This is a genomic window from Hymenobacter norwichensis DSM 15439, from assembly GCF_000420705.1.
In the GTDB taxonomy this organism is placed as follows: domain Bacteria; phylum Bacteroidota; class Bacteroidia; order Cytophagales; family Hymenobacteraceae; genus Hymenobacter; species Hymenobacter norwichensis.
In genome coordinates this window covers 1,079,509-1,099,056 of the sequence record NZ_ATVL01000006.1, presented here as the reverse complement: position 1 = coordinate 1,099,056, position 19,548 = coordinate 1,079,509, and the positions used below count along the sequence as shown (strand labels likewise).

Sequence of the window (19,548 nt, the reverse complement as noted above, 5' to 3'; positions counted from 1 at the left end):
TTTTTTGGGCTAGGAATTGTGAGAACCGCTGCCGGATACTAGACGGCGTTGCCACCTGGGTGGTCCGGTTTCTTTCCCCTGCCCCACGCATGGCCGTTTCTCCCAACCCTTTCTCTGAAAAAACCGACGCGGAGCTGTTGTTTCTGGCCCAGCACGGGGCCCGTTATTCAGCCGCCGTTGCCAATGCCGCCGTGCGGGAACTTCAGCGCCGCGGCCTGATTCCGGCGGAGCTACCCCAACCAGTTACCGGACCTACTGGCTCCATAGCCGAACCTAGCAGCAGCGGCTGGCGGCGGCTGGGGCAGGTGGTGCGAAGCATGCTGTGGCCGCGGCCGGGCTATGTAGTTACCCCGCTGCTGCTGCTGACCAATCTGCTGGTGTTCCTGCTGATGGGACTGAGTGGCGTTGACCTTTGGGCACCTTCTAGCGCCGCGCTGGTGGCTTGGGGCTCCAACTATTCACCGCTGATTTCCACCCAGCCGTGGCGGCTGTTTACTAGCATGTTTCTGCACGGTGGTCCTGCGCATTTGCTGCTCAACTTGAGTGCGCTGCTGCTGTTGGGCATATTGGCCGAGGCCAAGGTGGGCCGCTGGCTGTGGGTGCTGGCGTATGTAGTAAGCGGCATTGGGGGCAGTGTGGCTAGTTGGTGGTGGCACCTGGCGCGCGGCGGCAACTCGGTGGGAGCTTCGGGAGCTATTTTTGGGCTGTATGGGCTGCTGCTGGCGTTGCTGCTGACCCGCACCTATTTCCGAAGCCGACAAGAACGAGCCAGCATTATTGGGCTGCTGCTGTACTTCGCGCTGGGTAGCCTAGTGAGCGGGCTGGAGGGCCCCACTACCGACAATGCTGCGCACTTCGGGGGCTTGCTCACGGGCTTTATAGTAGGCTTGCTAGCCGCACTGACTACGAGCCGAAAAGGCTCTACTTCCTTTAAATGAGACTGTATTAAGTAGTCGCAACATATAAATACCTAAATTTATCCTACTGTAATACAACCAATAACAATCTTACGTCCTCTATACACTGTGGCGTGAGAGAACCATTTGCGCCAAAATAAGGCCTCTTTTCCTTCCAACTACTCCTTTCTATCCATGAAAACAACCCTACTCACCCTGGTAGCAGCGGCTATGAGCTTGCTGACTGCAACCCCCTCCTCTGCCCAGGTAGCCACCGTACCCAACGGCACTTTCGACACTTGGGTGACGCGCACTGGCCTTGAGGTTCCTCAGAACTGGACCACTATTGATGAGGCCATTAAATCGAACCCACTTTTCGGGGCTCTTTATTCGACGCTTACTACTTCTAAAGATGCTGGTAGCCGTAATGGGGCTTTTGCTGCCAAAATGGAAACCAAAACAGACCTTCTTCTCAGCGGGTTGCTTGGGCCAATACCTGGTGGTGTAGTAGTAGGAACAGTATCGGCTAACGAGGCCATTGATGTCCTAGAAGATCGGGCAATCAGTACCGTAGGTGGCTTGCCTTTCACGACACGGGCAGCTAGCATGCAGTTCTACTACAAACTTACTGGTACAAATGCTTTAGCAGACTCCGCTTATGCCTTGGTTTCGCTCACGCGCACAATAGGCGGCGTGCTGCAAACCGTTGCCAGTGGCGAATTGCGTTTGCAACCAGCCGCCACCTATACCTTGGCTACTATACCACTCACGTATCGGTCATCTATAGCTCCTGATTCTGTGCATATTGGCTTCGTTTCGGGCCTAGGCGAAGTTCGTACAGCAGGCACCATCCTCACCGTTGACGATGTGACAATGAACGGCGTGGTAGCATCCAACCAGAACCCCGCCTTGGCGGCGGCTCTCACCGTGTACCCCAACCCTAGCGCTTCCGGTGAATTTCGGCTGGCCTCCCTCAGCAACCCAGCCGTAGCCACGGCCGCCTACAGCATTACCGATGCCACCGGCCGCGTTGTACGGTCTGCGGTGGCGGCGCCAACCAGCCTAGCAGCCGGCCGGCCCCTAGAGCTGAAAGGCCTGCCCGCTGGAGCCTATTTACTAAATCTGAGCACGCCAGAAGGCCCAGTAACTCGTAAGCTGCTGGTCAAGTAAACCGCTGGTGCTCGACATGGATTTGCAGAAGCTCCTGCTGCCGGCATTACTGGCAGCGGGAGCTTTTTTGTTGTGGCTTGTTGTTGCTTCATGTGGGGCTACTGATTGCCAGCCACCACGTATCTTATGCCGTTTAGCGCTGCCAATTACTCGTAACTCCATTGTGTGCTGTGACCGACGACCTGCCTATTCCCGATGCCAACGCCGCCGATTCACAACCCGATAAGCAGCCTTCGCGCTGGCAGCGGGCGGCAGCGGTGATGAGCCGGGCTGCTGCGGCCCCATTCAATGCAGCCGACTACCTATACCGCACCGGCCAGGCCAACCGACATTTCACACTCCCCATTCTCAACGGAGCTTTCGGCGACCAGTTAGCCGAGCGACACGACCGGCGCGCCATTCAGATGAGCTTCCGCCGCCACGCTGCCGATGTAGCAGTAGCCTCGCTCAACTTGCAGCCCACCCCGGAAGGGCGCCCGCGCAGCACAGTGGTATTTTTGCACGGCCTTATGGGCGACGAAGTTATTTGGCAGGCTGGCTCGCCGGATGGATGGCGCTATGGCCCACGCCTACAGCAAGATACCGGCGCCATCTGTCTGTATCTGCGCTACAATACCGGCTTGCATATCTCAGAAAATGGCCAGCAGTTCCACGCCCTACTTACGGAGCTTTTGGCAACTTTTCCCCAGGTCATCGGCGACCTGACCTTGGTCGGCCACAGCATGGGGGGGCTTGTTGCTCGGAGTGCAGGCTACTATGCAGCGCGCCAAGCAGCAGCCGGTTCAGCAAGCAACGCTTCTTCGGAAGTAAGTGGCTGGTTGCCGCACCTGCGCAACGTGTTTCTGATTGGGGTACCCAACGACGGGTCGTTTCTGGAGCAGAACAGCCACTTCACATCGGTAGTGCTGCGCAAAATCAACCTTCGGCCCACCCGGTTTATCAGTGGCCTGATTGATAAGCGTAGCAACGGCATCAAAGACCTGCGGCACGCTATTCTGGTAGATGAGGATTGGCAAGACCCACACGCCAACGACCTGTTTCCGCCCCGTACGCTGGTACCGCCCCTACCCGGCGTACGGTATCATGTGCTGGTTGGCTCCCTATTGAAATCAGCCAACTCAGCTCTACACGATTATTTTGGCGACGGTTTGGTGGGGGCCGGCAGTGCCCTAGGGCGCGTATTCGGCGACCCAGCCCTCCCACCAGAGCAGCAAATCAGCACCCGTGTATTTCCTAAGCTGCACCACGGTACGCTGCTCAGCAACCCCGAAGTATATCAATATCTGCGCAACCAAGTGGCAGGTGATAAGTGAGAGAGGACATTTAGTACCTTATGTCCCTTTTCATCATCATCCTTATTCTTTGGTGCGGGCTTTAATCCAGGATTGAATCTGCTCCAGCGCGGCAGGAGCCATTACCGGGCGGGGTTGGCCATTGATGAGCGGCCATTCAGTGGTCGGAGCCTGGAACAAATGGTTTATACCCTCAAGCTTCTGCGTTGTAACCAGCTTATTGCCTTTGAGGCCCTTGGCTAACAAATCCAGGTTGCCTTGTGCATCAGCTATATCATCACCGGTGCCGTGCAGCAGCAGTACGGGAGCACGCACACCAGACAACGCAGCCTGTGGGTCGAAATTCAGATACTGCCGGTACCAGGGCGAGGTAAGCCGTACGGCGGCGTTGTGCACCTCTGCGAGTGGCATATTAGGATTGTCTTGCTGAATCATGTTGGCCACAATAGCCTGCGCTTGGCTATTATCGGTTGTTTGCCGCACAATTTCTAGCATAGCGCGCCGCCGCTTACGAAGCGCATCGGTCCGCTTCCGATCCTCGCCCTTCTGGCGCATGCGCTGCTGCTCCAGATACGTTTCCACCTGGGCTGCGTTGGAACCAGCAGCGCGCAGCTTGTCGGCTTGGCGACGTGCCACCTCGCGGCCCTGCTCCTGCCGACGAGCCCAGCCGAGTAGCGCCGTATCGGCCACACCGGAGCGCAGCAGCAAGGAAGGGCGCTGCTCGGCTAATAGCTCGCGGCCCGACAGACCTGCCGCTGCCAGCGTCACAACAAATGCGGGGGGCAGCGGCTGGGCAGCGGCCAGCAGGCCAATGTTGCCCCCTTCGCCGTGCCCCACAATACCTACGTGCGCAACATCAATCAGCGGCCGGGTGCGTAGAAAGCTTAAAGCCGCTTGGGCGTCGCGCAGCCGCTCCGTGGTAGTTACCGTCGTCGAATCGCCTTCTGATTGCCCTGCCCCTCGGTCATCGAGGCGCAGGACAGCAATGCCCCGACGAGTTAGAAAGTCAGCCAAGCCACCTGCTAGTGCATAATCACTATACACAGCGTCGCGGGTTTGCGTATCGAAGTCAGATAATAATAGTGCCGTTGGGAAGGGTCCTTCACCGGCCGGAATAGTAAGCGTACCGGTTAGGCGCAAGTGGTCAGCAGTATTAGGCAGGCTTACTTCTTCTACCCGGTAAGGTGGCGGAAACTTGAAGGTTTTAGGAGCCACAGTAGTAGCTGGCGGAACAAACAACAGCGTGAGTGGCGCAGAATAGCCCGTTTGCTGCCACACCCCCAGTAACTGCTGCCCATCAGCCGAGCGGTGACCAACGAAGCGGCAACCAGCACGCTCAGCTTCAAACGTGAGCGTATCACCGCGGGGTGTCACCGCCATGGGCTCCCGATTGACGCGCTGCATGGGCACATCTAGAACGGCAAATCGGTTGCCATCAGCCAGTTCGGTTACGGTAATCATCAGAGGCAGGCTCCCGCCCGGCACCGTTAGCGCGCCGCGCCACTGCCCTTCCAACGAATAGCGCTTGGCAGGCGCCTGCGCCTGAGTGCGTATAGACAAGCCGACGAGGAACAGCAAGACCCAGCCCCATGCAGAGCCGGAAACCATTTTTTTCATGACCAGAAATATGGAAACTACAAGCCACTTATGCGGGCCAGTTACAATCCAGCCCACCTACTCGCCGAGTAAGTGGGCTGAAGCTAAAGACGCTGCAAGTAAGGTGTTGCTCAACTGTAGTAAGCGGCCATTTCGCTGGAAGCCACCAAAAAACCGATGAGCTTAGCATTATCACCGCCTAATATAAAGGCGTGCTATGGTAGCAGTACCCGGTCGATAACGTGAACAATGCCGTTCGTGGCCTGCACGTCGGGAATCACCATGTTGGCCGGGACAGTATTGCTGCTGCCTTTCACCGTTAGGGTTCCGTTGGCGAAGACACCAATCTGCACTGGAGTGCCACCCAGAGAGCTAACGGTAGTGTTTTCGGGCAACTCGGGGGTGAATTTGGCTCCATTAGCCAGTACGTGGTTCAGGAGTACGGCCGTTACGGTTGCCTTGGGAAGCTTACGAATATCAGCGGGCACGTTGAGTGGCACACCCAGCGCAACACCTAACTCTTTGAAAGCCTTGTCGGTGGGCGCAAATACGGTGATATTAGGAGTGGTAGAAAGGGGCCCCTGCAACTCGCAATACAGCACTGCCTCCACTAGAAAAGATAACTCAGGACTTGTGAACACCTGGGCATCTTTTAGTGCCAGCGCCGACTCTACCACGTTCCCGCCCGTAGCTAGCAGAACCTTATCGATGACGTGAATAGTACCGTTGGCGGCCTGTACATCGGTGGCCAGAATCTTAGAGCCGTTCACATATAAATCATTGCCTTTCTTACTAATACGGCGCACCGGACCGAGGGCCGAAACAGACGTCGAACCAGTTTGCAAACTGCTGCCGGCTAGGGTTCCATTGGCTACGTGATACAGCAGCGTGCTGGTAAGGAACGGCTTCTGCAACGTGAGCAAATCCGAAGCTGAGTTTAGCCCAAGGCGAGCAAAGGCAGCATTGTTGGGAGCAAATACGGTGAAGTTACCAGCGCCTTGCGGATCATTAGGATTTTTATTAGATAAAATTCCTGCTACCTCCCCTCTTATAGCGGCATCCTCCAATATCTGAAAATCAGGATTAGAAACCGCAATACTGGCAATTGTAGGATCGGGGGCTTCTTCTTTACTACAGCTTGCTAATACTCCGACGCTCAATGCGAAGTAGCAGCACAAAATTTGTACGTTCTTTTTCATGTATAACTCACTTTTAAACAGAAATTTACAACAAATAGTAAAACATTTTTTTCATTGCTACATGGATGAACAGGATAACAACGAAATAAAATCCGGTCCGGATTTACCCGGACACAAATCCGACAACCTAATGTTTGCGTAGCTTTCCTACACTAACCTCAACAAAGCACAAGAACATTTCTACGAAGGTATTATATTTGAATAATTTCTTGATAAGTTCGTTTAACTTTGTTTCTCTAGCTAGTATTTATGCAACACATGTACCGTTCCTTCATTCTATTCTCGTTAGCCAGTTTAGGCGGAGTATCAATGGCCCAGGCACAAAGCTTGGTGAGTGGCTTTATGGCAGGCAAGGGCCATGGCTCAGTGGTAGTATCAAGCACCGTCGAGCGCTACAGCAGTGTGTATCTGGCCCCAGCTAAAATTGATAAAGTACCTATTTTCAATGAGGTACGGATAACATCTATCAACTTGTACGCCAACTACGGCATCACCGACAAGCTAGATGCAGTGGTCAGTCTGCCTTATATCGAGTCGAAGGGCAGCGCCGACGAGCGGGTGTTGCAGGACCAGAACTACACCAACCGCCGGGCGGGCTTGCAGGACGTAACCGTGCTGCTTAAAGCCAAGTTGCTGAGCCGTGAGTTAGGCACCAACGTACTGGATATTTTGGGGGTAGTTGGAGGTAGCGTTCCAGTTAGCGACTATCAATCCAAGACGGGCTTGGGGTATATTATTGCCATTGGTAATCACTCTAAAAAAGCTAATGTGTCGGGCGTGGCCCACCTCAAAACAGTATCCGGGGTGTTCTTCACAGGACAGGCAGGCTATAGCGTGCGTGACAATAGTGCTCCTAACGCCTTTGTAGCAGAAACTAAAGTTGGTTACGCTGGCCCGAAGTTGTACGTGGATGCGTTGGCTTCCATTCAGCACTCCGATAAGAGTGGCACCGATATTCTGCAACCCGGTTTCACAGGCTTCTTCCCGGCTACCCGTGTTAATTACGTCCGCCTTGGGGTAAGTGCCTTCCGGCCATTGGCTAAAGGCTTCGGCCTTTCATTAGGTGCCACAACATATGTGAGCGGCCGTAACGTAGGTAAATCCACAGGCCTTTCAGGCGGGGTAGCGTACAATTTTTAGCACAACCAATCATCACGTCACCAACTTACATTTCCAACATCAAGCATTAAAAAGGCCCGCCACTTGTAAGTGGCGGGCCTTTTTAATGCTTGACCAACATATCATTAGCCAATAACCAGTTCCCCAAAACTAGCTGACACCACCACGCTCGGCAGTGTAAGGCCTGTTTCCAGCGTTACTTCCTCGGCTTCGGACGGCTGGCCATCGGTGCTGTAGGCCGTCGCCCCGAATGGGAGGCCGTGCAGTACCACGCGGTAGCGCGTAAAGCTAGGTTGGTACTCGCCCTCAATAGTTTGCTGGAGCAGCAGGCCTTTGTCGGTACCGACCACGGTGAAGCGGCGGGTGGTTTGGTGTCCTTCGAGGTAGCCGTAGCCTTCACCGCCGTCGTCATACAGCACGCTGCTTTCCTGGCCAGCTTTGTAGTACACGTGCAAGGTTACTTCTTCGATAACCTTCTCGCCCACATACTGCTGCACCGGGTAGAACGGCAGTACCGCTCCAGCCCGCACGAATAGCGGAATCCGGTCGAGGCCAGCGGTGGCCCACACTTCCGCGCCACCCGATTTGGGCTCATCGGTGTAGTAGTAGAACCAGTCGCCGCGGGGCAAGTACATCCAGCGGCCGTCTACGCCGGCCTGCGTGATGGGGCATACCAGCAGGTGGTCGCCGAGGCCGAATTCGGCCATGCGCAGGTAGGTTTCGGTGTCGTTCTGGTCGAGGAAGGTGAGCGGGCGCAGCATGGGCGTGCCTTGCTGCACATACTGCCAGAAGGTGGTGTACATGTAAGGCAGTAGCCGGTAGCGCAGCTCGATGAAGCTCTTGGCCAAGGCCGCGGCTTCTTCGCCAAAGCTCCAAGGCTCTTGGTCGCCGTGGTCGCCGGAGCTGTGGGTACGGAAGAACGGGTGGAAGGCCCCCAGCGCTACCCAGCGCACGTACAGCTCGGCGTCGGGCGTATCAATAAAGCCACCAATATCGGAACCGACGAAGCTGAAGCCACTGATACTCAGGCGCTGGCACTGAATATTGGCCAACCACAGGTGTTCCCAGGAAGCAATGTTGTCGCCGGTCCAGGCGGAGGAATAGCGCTGGCCACCTGCGTAGGAGCTACGCGTGATGCTGAACGGCCGGTTAGGGAAACTGAACTGCTTGACGCCCGCCGCCGTGGCCCGTGCCATTTGCATGCCGTAGATGTTGTGGGCCTTCTTGTGTGAGGTCGGGTGGCCGTCGTAGTGGAAGCGCACATCATCGGGGAAGGTACCTTTCTCGAACACAGCCGGCTCGTTCATGTCGTTCCACACCCCCTTCACGCCGTCTTCCTGAATCAGCCCCTTGAACAGGCCCGCCCACCACTCCCGCACTTCGGGGCGGGTGTAATCGGGGAAGTTGCATAGGCCGGGCCACACCGAGCCCTTCATCAACGGGCCATCGGCGCGGCGGCAGAAGTAGTCGTTGGCCAGTCCTTCGGTGTACACTGGGTACTCGGGGTCAATCTTGATGCCGGGGTCGATGATAACGATGGTTTTGAAACCATCGGCGGCCAGTTCCTGCACCATGCGCTTGGGCTCCGGGAAGTGCGTGGGGCTCCAGGTGAAGCAGCGGTACCCATCCATATAGTCGATGTCGAGGTACAGGGCGTCGCACGGAATCTGCCGGTCGCGGAAGCCTTGGGCGATGGCTTTCACGTTGCTTTCAGGGTAATAGCTCCACTTGCACTGGTGGTAGCCCAAGGCCCACAAGGGCGGCAGCTCAGGCGGGCAGGTCAGGCGGGTATACTCTTGGGTTACTTCGGTGAGTGAGGGGCCGTAGATGAAGTAGTAGTTCATCTCGCCGCCCTGCGACCAGAAACTAGTGACGTCGGCGCGCTCGGCCGCAAAATCGAAGTGCGCCTTAAACGAATTGTCGAAAAAGATGCCGTGGGCTAAGCGCTGCTGCAATTCCAGGTAGAACGGAATGTTCTTGTAGAGCGGGTCGGAGCCTTTCACGTAGCCGTAGGTATCGGTACCCCAGTTGGTGAAGCGCCGGCCACGTAGGTTCATGTTCTCGGGCTTGTCGCCGAGGCCATAGTAGCAGACGCCGCTTTGCACCTGCTTACTCATCTTCACGATATCGTTGCCGGAGTCATAGTCGTACTCCCAGTGGAAGCCTTTATCATCCTGCATCAGCACTACGCCAGAGCGGTTGAGCACCCGCGTTTTCAGGCCCTCTTTGGCAATAGTGCAAATGAGGCGGTTAGTGGTGATACGGTAGTGGTCTTCTTTTTCGCGGAACTCCAGGAACACCAATTCCTGCCGGGAAGGCACTCCTTCTGGAAAAGCGTAACTAAAATCAGGAGCGAAACCGTTTTCGGTGGCAAATCGGAAGCGCAGCACTTTGTCGGTAATGACTTCAAGCCGTAATTGCACTCCATTGTCACAACGGAAGAGAAAGTCGGTGCCTTCCTGGTGGCTGGCAACAACTTGACCGGGGTAAAATTCCTGTTTCGCTTTCGCGGCCAGGTCGTTTACCATGTAATTCTGGCCTTCGAAACTATTATCGTTCATATAAAGTGCAGCAGTGCAGAGAAGAAGCAAACAAGCGAATGTATTCCGGATATACCAAGAATACTCCTATTGAGCCTGTAAAGGTAAAAATGAATCCCACGAAATTTGCCTAACATTGACCATCCGGCGTTTTAATTGTCCTGTTGAGCTCACCAGTGCAGTTATTGGATAAATCCGCTCTATCTTACCCCCCATATGAAAACAGCTCCGCTTAAGGTGTTACTACTGGGCTGGGATGGCCCCGCCGCCCCTACCGAAGCAGTACCCCCAACTCCTACGTTGCTCCAGGCCCTGGCTCCCCGTGCCGACCTCACACTTTTGCTGCCCCGGCTTTCTGAGCCGATGCACTTATCCAGCTTGGTGCAGACCACTGGTTTGGCCAACCTGACCGCCGAAGAATTAGCTTTGCTGGAGCCGCAGCCGGAAACTGACCGTTCGCAAAACTGGCAGTGGCCCGCCTCGCCTTACTTGGGTGCCAACCACGACCAAGACAACGGCCTGACCGTACCCGCGGCGCCCTACATTGGCTCTTTGGAAGAAGCTTCAGACCTCCCCTACATTGTGCCGGCCGTTACGGCAGAAGAGGTGCAAGAAGGCAGCTTGGGCGTACAGGAAGCTGCCGACTTGGCATTCGTTGAGTCGGAAGCCCCTACCGTCAGTGACAGCACCACTCCACCAAGCGAACCAACTGCTTACACCCCGGAATTGGAGCCTCAGCCTTTCGTAGAAGAGGTGCAACCAACGCCTGCTTCTTCTGAGATGCCAGTGCACAATTCTATCCTGAATGTGGCCCTGGCAGCGTTGCAGGCCCTTCCGTCCGACGAAGCAGGCTTAAATTTCCGAGTGATTCAGTACGCCCGGCTGGCTACCCGGCTGGCCGCTAGCCAAGATTTTTCGGTGATATACGCTTCTGACTGGCAGTCGTGGCTAGCGGGCATGGAGATACGGCAACTGACCGGCAAACCGCTGGTGTTGCACGTGTATAGCTTGGCCCAGGAGCGCAATACACCCGCCGACCGGGGCTGGGTGATGGAGATGGAACGCATGGCCCTGCGCCGCGCCGACTTAATTCTGACTAGCTCTTCCGACTTAGCACTGCGCGTGATTGAATTATATGAAGTGCCTCCGCAACGCGTACGGCGCTTGAGCCGCGCCGCCAACCAAGACCCTGATCTGCTGGCCGAAACTATTCTGTCGGCGCTGGGCGAAGTGTCATAGCAAGCCACTCGACGAAGAGGAGAAGCAGCGCGGAACCCATTCCGCGCTGCTTTTTTTGTGGCTTGTCTTGCTTGAAATATAGCGGCGAAGAATGCTCCGTCTTTTCTGTACCTGCGGGCCCGCGCTAGGGTACTACCTTTGCGGAGCGTGAAGCTTCGCACCTTACACCTTGTATTTATTATGGCTGATTCTCAGGAACAGGTTTTTGATGCCGAGTTGGAGCTGCATCCCACGGATGGCGGCGTGTTTCTTTTTGTGCCTTTCAACGTGCCAGACGTATTCGGGCAGCGCGGGCAGGTGCACGTACGTGGCACTCTCGACGGCTTTCCATTCCGCCTGCCGCTAACGTTAGATGAAGACGGCCACCACGTATTGCTGGTGAACAAGCAGTTGCGCAACACCATTGGCAAAACCTGGGGGCTTTCGGTACACGTTACCATGGCCCCCGACACCGATGAGCCCAGCTTCACTGTACCGGATGACCTGGCCCGCGCCCTGGACCGGGCCGGCCTCCGCGCCAAGTTCGACCAGTTGGCCTACCCCTACCGCCGCGAGTACGTGCAATGGGTGGAGCGCGCCAAAAAGCCCGACGCCCGTGCCCGCCGCATCACAGAAGTGCTGGAAGGCGCCGAAGCCAGCAAGAAACTTAAGTAGGAAAATATGCAAAGTGGTGAGTTTAAGGTTCGGCTTGCGCAAGTAGTGCCAATCGAACCTTAAACTCACCACCTCATTATACTTACCCGTTCGCTACCTCACCTCATCCTACTCGCGTGAGCACCAAGGCCGTGCGGTTGGTTACGTAGAGGCTGAGCTTTTCCAGACCTTCCTCCTCGAAGGTTTCGTAGGTGAGTGAGGTATCAATACGGTTGTGGCCACCAAATTCGGGGGCATCGGTGCTGAGCAGGACACGGTAGCGGCCAGCCTTAGGCACGAAGAAGTGGTAATCGGGTACACTGCGCGACACGTGGAAGTTGAAGACGAACAGCAAGCCGCCCCGCTCGAAAACAAGGACCTGGTTGGTACTGTCGATGTTGAGTTGGTGGGCGGCCGAGCTAGCTAGCAAGTGATGCTTACGGGCCAGCGCCAGCTGGGCGTGGTCGAAAGCTAGAAGCTGCTGAAACTTCAGGTCGGGGTTGTTGGCAAGGCTCCACTGGCGGCGGGCAAACTGGTAGCTCCAGTCGTTGCCTTCGCGCGGGAAATCCACCCATTCAGGGTGGCCGAACTCGTTGCCGATGAAGTTCAGGTACGCCTCGCCGCCTAAGCTCAATGTGAGCAGCCGAATTAGCTTGTGCAGGGCTATGCCCCGTTCCGCAATCGGGTCGGGGTCGGCGGCTTGCATGTGCTCGTAGATGGCCCGGTCGAGCAGCCAGTGCGAAAGGGTTTTATCACCTACCAGGGCTTGATCGTGGCTTTCGGCGTAAGCTACCGTTTTTTCGCCGGCCCGCCGGTTGGTCAGCACGTGCCATAAGTCGTGCAGGTTCCAGGCTTCGTCGGGGGTGTGCTTGAGCAGCTTAATCCAGTAGTCGGGAATGCCCATACCCAAGCGGTAGTCGAACCCGATACCGCCCTCCGCAATGGGTCGGCACAGGCCGGGCAAGCCGCTCATGTCCTCGGCAATCAGCAAGGCCCCTTTCTTGATTTCGTGCACTAGCGTGGTAGCCAGCTGCATGTACAGAATGGCATCCTCATCGGCTTCGGGCCCAAAATATTGCTCGTAACTCACAAAAGCCACACCCTCGCCATGGTGATGGTAGAGCATGCTGGTCACCCCGTCGAAACGAAAACCGTCGAAGTGGTACTCTTCCAGCCAGTAGCGCAAGTTGCTGAGTAGAAAGCACTGTACTTCGGGCTTGCCATAGTTGAAGAGTTTGGAATCCCAGCCGGGATGGTTGCCGCGCGGGCCAGCGTGGAAGTACTGGTTGCCAGAACCGTCGAAGTCAGCTAAGCCTTCGGCCTCGTTTTTTACGGCGTGCGAATGCACGATGTCCAGCAGGACGGCAATACCACGCAAGTGAGCTTCATTGATTAGATATTTCAGGTCTTCGGGCGTACCAAAGCGCGAACTGGCCGCGAAGAAATTGGCCACGTGGTAGCCGAACGAGCCATAATAGGGGTGCTCCATCACCGCCATGAGCTGCACGCAGTTATACCCGCCTGCCTGAATCCGGGGCAGCACGTTGTCGGCAAACTCGCGGTAGGTACCCACGCGCCATTCCTCGGTGGCCATGCCTACGTGGGCCTCATAAATCAGCGGCTCTTTCACCGAATTGCTGATGCGGAACTTCTGGTCGGTCCAAACAAAAGGCGTTTCGGGCCGCCAAAGCTGGCCGGCGAAGTCGTGGGTGTGCTCGTCCTGCACGGCGCGGTGCAAAGTAGCCGGCAGCCGGTCTTTAGCGCCGTGCGCGGTTTGCACGTGCACCTTAAATCGGCTGCCATGCGTGAGCCGGTCTTTGTACTCTTTATCGGGCAAAAATACCTCCCACACGCCGTTTTCGTTGCGCGTCAGTGGGGTAGTCTGCCGGTCCCAGTTATTGAAGTCGCCGATAAGAGAAAGCGCCTGCGCGGCGGGGGCCCACTCCCGGAACCAGAAGCCGCGGCGGCGCGAGTCGTAGTTCATACCCATCTGCTGATGGAAGCTCGCAAACTTACTTAGAGACCCCCAGCCAGCCTTTATTTCATCGAGGCGCTGGGTAAGGCGAGCTAGGCGGCGGCGCAGCGTAGGCTCGTAAGGGGTGAGCCAGGGGTCTTGCTGCACCAGCGGAAGATGGGGCGTTTTCAGAGCCGGGATAGGCATATCAGGAGCCATGGGCGCGGGAGTAAGGGGTGAGCCGGAAAGATAGGAAGGTATACGAACGTTCGGGCAAGCTGAACACCAGCCTACGCAGAATGCCCAGTAGCAGCCAGTACATGATAGGTTATATGCTGGTATTACTCGGCTGAATACCTTATTTTATATGTAGTTTGTTGCCTTTATTTCCCGCCATTCGCTTCAGCCCGTGTCCCGCCTTCTTCTTCTTCTGACTTTCGCTGGTTTGCTGCCAGCCTGTAGCCCCAGCCAACCCTCATCTGGCGCTATTACCAGTGCCCCTGTACTGGCTGCGCCCATCCCGGCGGCAATTCCCGTTGTGGCTAACTCCGCCATGGTCGTGTCAGCGCATCCGGAGGCTACGCGCATTGGAGTAGACATTCTGCGGAAAGGCGGCAACGCCTACGACGCGGCCGTGGCGGTGCAGTTTGCCTTGGCAGTGGCGTTGCCCGCGGCCGGCAACATTGGGGGCGGGGGCTTTTTGCTGTACCGCGCCGCCAATGGCACTGAAGGCGCCCTGGACTTCCGCGAAACGGCCCCCGCCGCCGCCACCCGCGACATGTACCTCGACAAGCAAGGCAACGTACTACCCGACTTGAGCACGCTGGGGCACTTGGCAGCCGGCGTGCCGGGTACCGTGGCCGGCATGGAGGAACTGCACCGCAAGCTGGGCAAACTACCCTGGAAGCTAGTAGTACAGCCCGCTGTGGACCTGGCGGCGAAGGGCTTGCTATTGACGAAAAAGGAAGCCGCAGGATTGAACAGTCAGCAAGACGCTTTTGCGAAGCTCAACCCGCGCAGTGCTTATTTGAAGCCAACCACTTGGCGGGCCGGCGAAACTATTGTTTACCCTGAGCTAGCCGCTACGCTTGGCCGCATCCGGGACCAGGGCGCGGCGGGTTTTTACGAAGGCCAAACTGCCGACCTTATTGTGGCGGAAATGCAGCGCGGCAAAGGCATCATTACCAAGCAAGACCTAGCCGGCTACCAGCCCCGGTGGCGCACTCCCCTGCACGGGCAGTATCACGGCTACGATGTGCTGGCATTTCCGCCGCCCAGCTCAGGTGGGGTAGCACTGCTACAAATGCTGGAAATGCTGGAGCCCTATAACCTGGGCAAGGCGGGCTGGCACTCGCCGCAGGCTACACACTGGATAACGGAAGCCCAGCGGCGCGTGTACGCCGACCGCGCCACTTACCTCGGCGACCCGGATTTTGGGAAGGTGCCAGTAGCGCAACTGCTCGATAAGCCCTACAACAAGCAGCGCATGGCCTCCACCCTCCCGCACCGCGCCACGCCCAGCGCCCAGGTAACGGCCGGCGCCGGCCTACCCGCCTACGAATCAGACCAGACCACGCATTATAATATTGTGGATGCCGCTGGCAATGCGGTGAGTTGCACCACCACTCTCAATGGCGCCTATGGCAGTAAGGTAGTGGTGGCGGGGGCGGGCTTTCTGCTCAACAATGAGATGGACGATTTCAGCAGCAAGCCTGGCACGCCCAACGCCTATGGGTTGGTAGGCGGCTCCGCCAATGCCATTGCGCCCGGCAAGCGCATGCTATCCTCGATGACGCCTACCATCTTCACGCGCAAAGGCAAACTAGCTTTAGTAGTAGGCACGCCGGGCGGTTCCACCATCATTACCAGTGTGTTGCAAGCCAGCCTCAACATCTTCGAGTACGGCATGAATGCCCAGCAGGCGGTGGCTGCGCCACGCCTGCACCACCAGTGGCTCCCCGACCAGATTGAGGTAGAAGAAGGTGCTCTGCTACCGGTCGCGCAAGATACTCTCCGGGCCCGCGGCTACACGCTGCACCCGCGTAGTACCTGGGGCCGCGTAGATGTGATTCGGGTGCTGCCCGACGGCAAGCTGGAAGGCGGCGCCGACCCGCGCGGCGACGACCAGGCCGCGGGATACTAGTAGACATCAGATTTTCAATAAAAAAGGCTCCCCCAATTGCTGGGGGAGCCTTTTTTGGTAAGCGGGAGCTACTACTTAGCCTTTCAGCGAAGTGGCTGCCGAGCTAAGCGTTTGGCCGAGCTGCTCGAGTTTGGCGCTGGCATCGGGGGTAGCGCTAGCGGCAGCCTTGGTGGTATGCTCGCCCAGCGTTTGCAACGACTGGCTGATTTGGGAACCGTCGCCGCTGCTGATGGCAGTTTGCAGGTTTTCTAGCTCGGAAGCAATGGCGCTGAGGGCGGGGCTACCGGCACCGTTCAGCGTGGAAATCCAACTGGTAATGTTGCCGCTAGCAGCAGGAGCAGCACCGCTAAGACCGCCGCTGAGGGCTTGAATAGTAGCGTCGAGTTGGGTAGTGGATGAATCTGACATGGTATTGTGGTTTGGTTGGAAAGATATGACTACCTCTACTACTCTGCTAAGTCATTAATGTTGATTATCAATTATTTAAACAAGCCATTTGAAAACATATTGCTTGCGCGCGGGTATGGCAAATAACTGCTCCTGCTGGACTGTAGTCTGCTTGAAAAAGAACTGGCTGGCCTCCGTACGGAAGCCAGCCAGCCCAAATCTTATACACTACTTATTTAGTAGCAGAAAAATAACATCTTTTCCCTATGATGCCTTCAGATTGCCGGAAGCCACTATCAGGGCCTGGCCCAGATGGCGCAGATGGTCACCGTCGCCGCCGCGTAGGTCGCGAGCAATAACTGAGGTTTCCTGGCCGAGCTGTTGAAGCGAAGCCGCAACAGCCGGACGGTCGCCACGCTCTATGTGGCCTCGTAGCGTGCGCAATCCGCTTTGTATCCCTGCTAGCGCCGAGCCCCCTATACCGTCGAGTGACGTAATCCAGCCATCGATGGCGGTAAGGCCGGAGTCGAGGGGATGCGTGCCGGGGTGCTCGAAAGCGTGGTACATATTGCGGACGGTTTGGTCGATATGATCGTTATGGTTCATGGTACAGGAAGTTTGGGAAACAACGGGAAAGCTACCTGGCTGTACGCCAGCGAGCCGGCTGGCGTTGCCAGAGCTAGCAAGGGCACCACCCACTAACCTGAAACGGACTACCCGCGCCGGTGGTGGCAAACTGTTGCTTGGTCGCGCACGCACAAAGGCAACCCACTGGCTCATAGCTTCACTACCTCCAAAGAGAAAGCCAGCTGAAAGTTGTTGCGGATAGCGTAGGAACCGAGGTTCTGGAAGAAGCTACTGGAATTATAATTCACCCCAAACTGCGTACGGTCGATGGTGGCGGTGCCTGCCAAGCGCAACCGGTTATTGGGTAGCTGCTCGAATACCACAGGGAACTGCACCGGCTTAGTGATGCCCTTGAGCGTGAGTTGGCCGGTAGCCGTGCCGCCGCGCACCTCACGTAGCACAAATACGGCGGTGGGGTACTTCTTGGCATCAAAGAAATCTTCGCCCTGCAAGTGCTCGGTTAGTTTGGCGTCTTCATGCCGAATGGTACTCATATCGAACTCGAAGCGGCCGTTGCGCAGGGTGCGGCCATCGTAGATGAGGGCGCCGCGAAGGAGCTGTACGGTGCCGGTGGGAGCCCAGGTGCCGGCTTCGGCGTGGCCGGTCCAGGTGAGGCGGCTGGTGGTGGCGGTAGCTTGGTAAGTGGTGGGCGCTGGCTGCGCGGCGGCCAGCGTTAGGAACAGCAAGAAAGCAAGGATGATTTTCATGGCGTTGATTTGAGGTTACAGGGGAGCAAGTAGGTCTCAGGCAGAGTATAATAGGGTTGACATCTGTCACCTATCTACCTGCTTAGCTGCCACTTCCTTATTTCACTTTGGCTTCGGTTTCGATGAGACCGAAGCCTTTGTACAGTTTGCCGGCCTTGTCTTTGGCCAAGATGTACCAGAGGGCATCCCCGCCGTAGAGGCGTTGGGCGTTGTCGGCGAAGCGGTAGTTTTTCTGGAAGGTGTAGGGCTGGCCAGCGCGGAGCAGAGCGCCGGGGCAGTTGAAGAGCTCGGCAAATTCGGCAGGGGTTTCGTGCATATTGGCTTTCCAGCCTTCGGCGCTGTACCAGATAAAGCTGCCGCACTCCACTACCTCCAGCTCCCCCACTTCTGAGCGCACCGTAGTGCTGTGCTTCCACACGTAGCCTCCTGGCTGCTCGGGGTTAGGCTCCGGATACACCGGGTTGGGCGTGTGCCAGAGTGTGATGCCAACGGGCACCTGCCGCAGCTTGTCGGGCAGCACCCGGCTGTGGTCGGTCCAGGGGGCAGAGGTAGTTTGGGCCCGCACCAGGGCAACGGGGGTTGCCACCAGAGTGGCAAATAGCAGAAGTGTTTTCATGGCCATACCGGGTTGAAGTATGACCCAAAGGTGGCCGTCCAAAACACCCCAAACGCCCCGAATCCGCCATTGGGACGCCCCACATCATGATATGGGCGCTTTAGAGTAATCGTACTGACCAATCTGACTGAACCGACCAATCAGAACAATTACTCATTTGCTCCGCTACTCAGTTGCTCTATAGTCCCGCGGGGCGACGCCGGTGAACTGCTTGAAGATGCGGTTGAAGGTGGTTTTGGAGTTGAAGCCGCTTTCAAGGGCAATGCCGAGCAAAGTCAGGCGCTGGGCGTCGGAGGTGGCGAGGCGGCGTTTCACTTCCGCCACCCGGTAGCCGTTCACCAAATCGTTGAAGCTCTGCTTGAAGCCTGTGTTGACGGTGAACGAAATCAGGCGCGGCGCCAAGCTCGTGTGCGCCGACAACTCGGCCAACGTAAGCGTGGGATTCAAGTAAAGTTGCTCGTCTTCCAGCGCCCGCCGTATCCGCTCCACCACAGCCGGGTCTGCCGGGGCAGTTGCGGCAGGCACAGCTTCGCGCACGGACAGCGCAGTAGGTAGCTCCTCGGTGGCATACACTTCTGGGAAAGGCACTGCTATACTGGAGGGTGGCGCGGGAGTGGCGGCCCCGGGAGCGGCTACGGGCACCGCGGCAGCAACAGCAGCAGTAACTTCTTCGGGCTCGAAGCGCACGGCCTGCATATCAGCTTGCCGCAGCCCTACCACCCCAATCAGAAATACCACTACCCCCAGCAATTCCGTCGAGTAATCGAAGCGGTAATACAGCTGAAAAAACTCGCGCAGCACCAACTCCAGCAGCCATTGTGCGCTTACTATGCCCACCAGTATCAGCAGGGTGCGCAGCCACAGCAGCCGCAGCCGCGACACCTCCGAGAAGTTGTTGAGCAGCCAGCGGCGGTACTCCCGCAGCCGCCGCAAGCTCAAAGCCAAGTACACCGTAAGTGAAACCCAGGTACCGATGAACTCCAGGCGGTAGGTATAAGGCCGGTGCACCTGCTGCCAAAACCAGTTGCGGGCCTCGTAGTCTTGGAGGCGCAGCCACGCATACAGCGCTGCCTGCACCAATACCGGCACGAAGTGCCACCAGTATTGTAGCTGCCACCGAAAATCGTGGTTGACGAGGCTGCGGACGTAGAAATACAGCAGCGGCCCGAACGCCAACGAGTAGTAGATGGGCGCGAAATACCAGTTAGGGTCTTGAGCATAAATGTTGGCTACCCGAAAGAACCCATCGAGCAGCCACAGCGCAATAGCCAGCATGAGCAGCGCCAGAAACCGGTTGGGCAGTTGGTTGGCGCGGGTTAGCCAGAGCAGCCCGGCAGCAAACACGGCTTGGGTAATTACCGCAAACAGAACAACGACCAGGGGCGTAAGCGGAATCTGCATAAGTTGCGAGCGGTTGGCTTCACTGCGGC

General features: G+C 57.0%; 16 protein-coding genes. 7 read left to right on the top strand and 9 right to left on the bottom strand.

The window, feature by feature from the left end; translation table 11 throughout:
• The first annotated feature begins 89 nt into the window (after positions 1 to 89).
• The 3 genes from G536_RS26495 to G536_RS30390 all read left to right on the top strand — a co-directional run bounded on the left by G536_RS26495 (position 90) and on the right by G536_RS30390 (position 3,379).
• Positions 90 to 938, top strand: a complete 849-nt coding sequence (locus G536_RS26495; RefSeq protein WP_022822667.1) for a rhomboid family intramembrane serine protease — start codon at positions 90 to 92, stop codon at positions 936 to 938.
• A 153-nt stretch (positions 939 to 1,091) separates the two neighbouring features.
• The gene (locus G536_RS0105910; RefSeq protein WP_022822666.1) at positions 1,092 to 2,066 is read left to right on the top strand and encodes a T9SS type A sorting domain-containing protein; all 975 of its coding nucleotides are present in this window, start codon (positions 1,092 to 1,094) and stop codon (positions 2,064 to 2,066) included.
• A gap of 170 nt (positions 2,067 to 2,236) precedes the next feature.
• Complete coding sequence (locus G536_RS30390) at positions 2,237 to 3,379, top strand: esterase/lipase family protein (protein WP_022822665.1); 1,143 nt, start codon at positions 2,237 to 2,239, stop codon at positions 3,377 to 3,379.
• Between the two features lie 42 nt (positions 3,380 to 3,421).
• On the opposite strand, the gene G536_RS0105900 is transcribed toward G536_RS30390, so the two are convergent.
• Together G536_RS0105900 and G536_RS0105895 are read right to left on the bottom strand one after the other, a co-directional pair.
• A complete protein-coding gene (locus G536_RS0105900; protein ID WP_169515048.1) occupies positions 3,422 to 4,918 on the bottom strand; it encodes an alpha/beta hydrolase in 1,497 nt (498 codons plus the stop codon).
• Between the two features lie 251 nt (positions 4,919 to 5,169).
• Positions 5,170 to 6,153 (bottom strand): fasciclin domain-containing protein, encoded by a 984-nt coding sequence (locus G536_RS0105895; protein ID WP_026879873.1) that lies wholly within the window; start codon positions 6,151 to 6,153, stop codon positions 5,170 to 5,172.
• A gap of 258 nt (positions 6,154 to 6,411) precedes the next feature.
• Between G536_RS0105895 and G536_RS0105890 the strand changes: the two genes are divergently transcribed.
• Entirely contained in the window at positions 6,412 to 7,293 is an 882-nt protein-coding gene (locus G536_RS0105890) for a hypothetical protein (protein WP_026879872.1), read from the top strand.
• 104 nt (positions 7,294 to 7,397) lie between these two features.
• Here the strand turns inward: G536_RS0105890 and G536_RS26485 are convergent, their stop codons facing one another.
• Positions 7,398 to 9,833 (bottom strand): glycoside hydrolase family 31 protein, encoded by a 2,436-nt coding sequence (locus G536_RS26485; protein WP_022822661.1) that lies wholly within the window; start codon positions 9,831 to 9,833, stop codon positions 7,398 to 7,400.
• A 195-nt stretch (positions 9,834 to 10,028) separates the two neighbouring features.
• On the opposite strand from G536_RS26485, the gene G536_RS0105880 reads away from it, so the two are divergent.
• A complete protein-coding gene (locus G536_RS0105880; RefSeq protein WP_022822660.1) occupies positions 10,029 to 11,051 on the top strand; it encodes a glycosyltransferase in 1,023 nt (340 codons plus the stop codon).
• A 180-nt stretch (positions 11,052 to 11,231) separates the two neighbouring features.
• On the top strand, positions 11,232 to 11,705 hold the full coding sequence (locus tag G536_RS0105875; protein ID WP_022822659.1) for a YdeI/OmpD-associated family protein: 474 nt from the start codon (positions 11,232 to 11,234) through the stop codon (positions 11,703 to 11,705).
• A gap of 103 nt (positions 11,706 to 11,808) precedes the next feature.
• Here G536_RS0105875 and G536_RS0105870 read toward each other — a convergent pair whose 3' ends face one another.
• Complete coding sequence (locus tag G536_RS0105870; RefSeq protein ID WP_022822658.1) at positions 11,809 to 13,857, bottom strand: alpha amylase C-terminal domain-containing protein; 2,049 nt, start codon at positions 13,855 to 13,857, stop codon at positions 11,809 to 11,811.
• A gap of 334 nt (positions 13,858 to 14,191) precedes the next feature.
• Between G536_RS0105870 and ggt the strand changes: the two genes are divergently transcribed.
• The gene (gene ggt / locus G536_RS0105860) at positions 14,192 to 15,781 is read left to right on the top strand and encodes a gamma-glutamyltransferase (protein ID WP_026879869.1); all 1,590 of its coding nucleotides are present in this window, start codon (positions 14,192 to 14,194) and stop codon (positions 15,779 to 15,781) included.
• Between the two features lie 75 nt (positions 15,782 to 15,856).
• On the opposite strand, the gene G536_RS0105855 is transcribed toward ggt, so the two are convergent.
• The 5 genes from G536_RS0105855 to G536_RS0105835 form a co-directional block, all read right to left on the bottom strand.
• The gene (locus G536_RS0105855) at positions 15,857 to 16,189 is read right to left on the bottom strand and encodes a hypothetical protein (protein WP_022822655.1); all 333 of its coding nucleotides are present in this window, start codon (positions 16,187 to 16,189) and stop codon (positions 15,857 to 15,859) included.
• 243 nt (positions 16,190 to 16,432) lie between these two features.
• Positions 16,433 to 16,774 carry a hypothetical protein gene (locus G536_RS0105850; protein WP_022822654.1) on the bottom strand — a complete coding sequence of 114 codons (342 nt, stop codon included), beginning with the start codon at positions 16,772 to 16,774 and terminating at the stop codon, positions 16,433 to 16,435.
• A 170-nt stretch (positions 16,775 to 16,944) separates the two neighbouring features.
• The gene (locus G536_RS26480) at positions 16,945 to 17,502 is read right to left on the bottom strand and encodes a YceI family protein (RefSeq protein ID WP_022822653.1); all 558 of its coding nucleotides are present in this window, start codon (positions 17,500 to 17,502) and stop codon (positions 16,945 to 16,947) included.
• A 97-nt stretch (positions 17,503 to 17,599) separates the two neighbouring features.
• Complete coding sequence (locus G536_RS0105840) at positions 17,600 to 18,118, bottom strand: hypothetical protein (RefSeq protein ID WP_157530435.1); 519 nt, start codon at positions 18,116 to 18,118, stop codon at positions 17,600 to 17,602.
• A gap of 165 nt (positions 18,119 to 18,283) precedes the next feature.
• On the bottom strand, positions 18,284 to 19,519 hold the full coding sequence (locus tag G536_RS0105835) for a helix-turn-helix domain-containing protein (protein WP_022822651.1): 1,236 nt from the start codon (positions 19,517 to 19,519) through the stop codon (positions 18,284 to 18,286).
• Positions 19,520 to 19,548 lie beyond the last annotated feature (29 nt).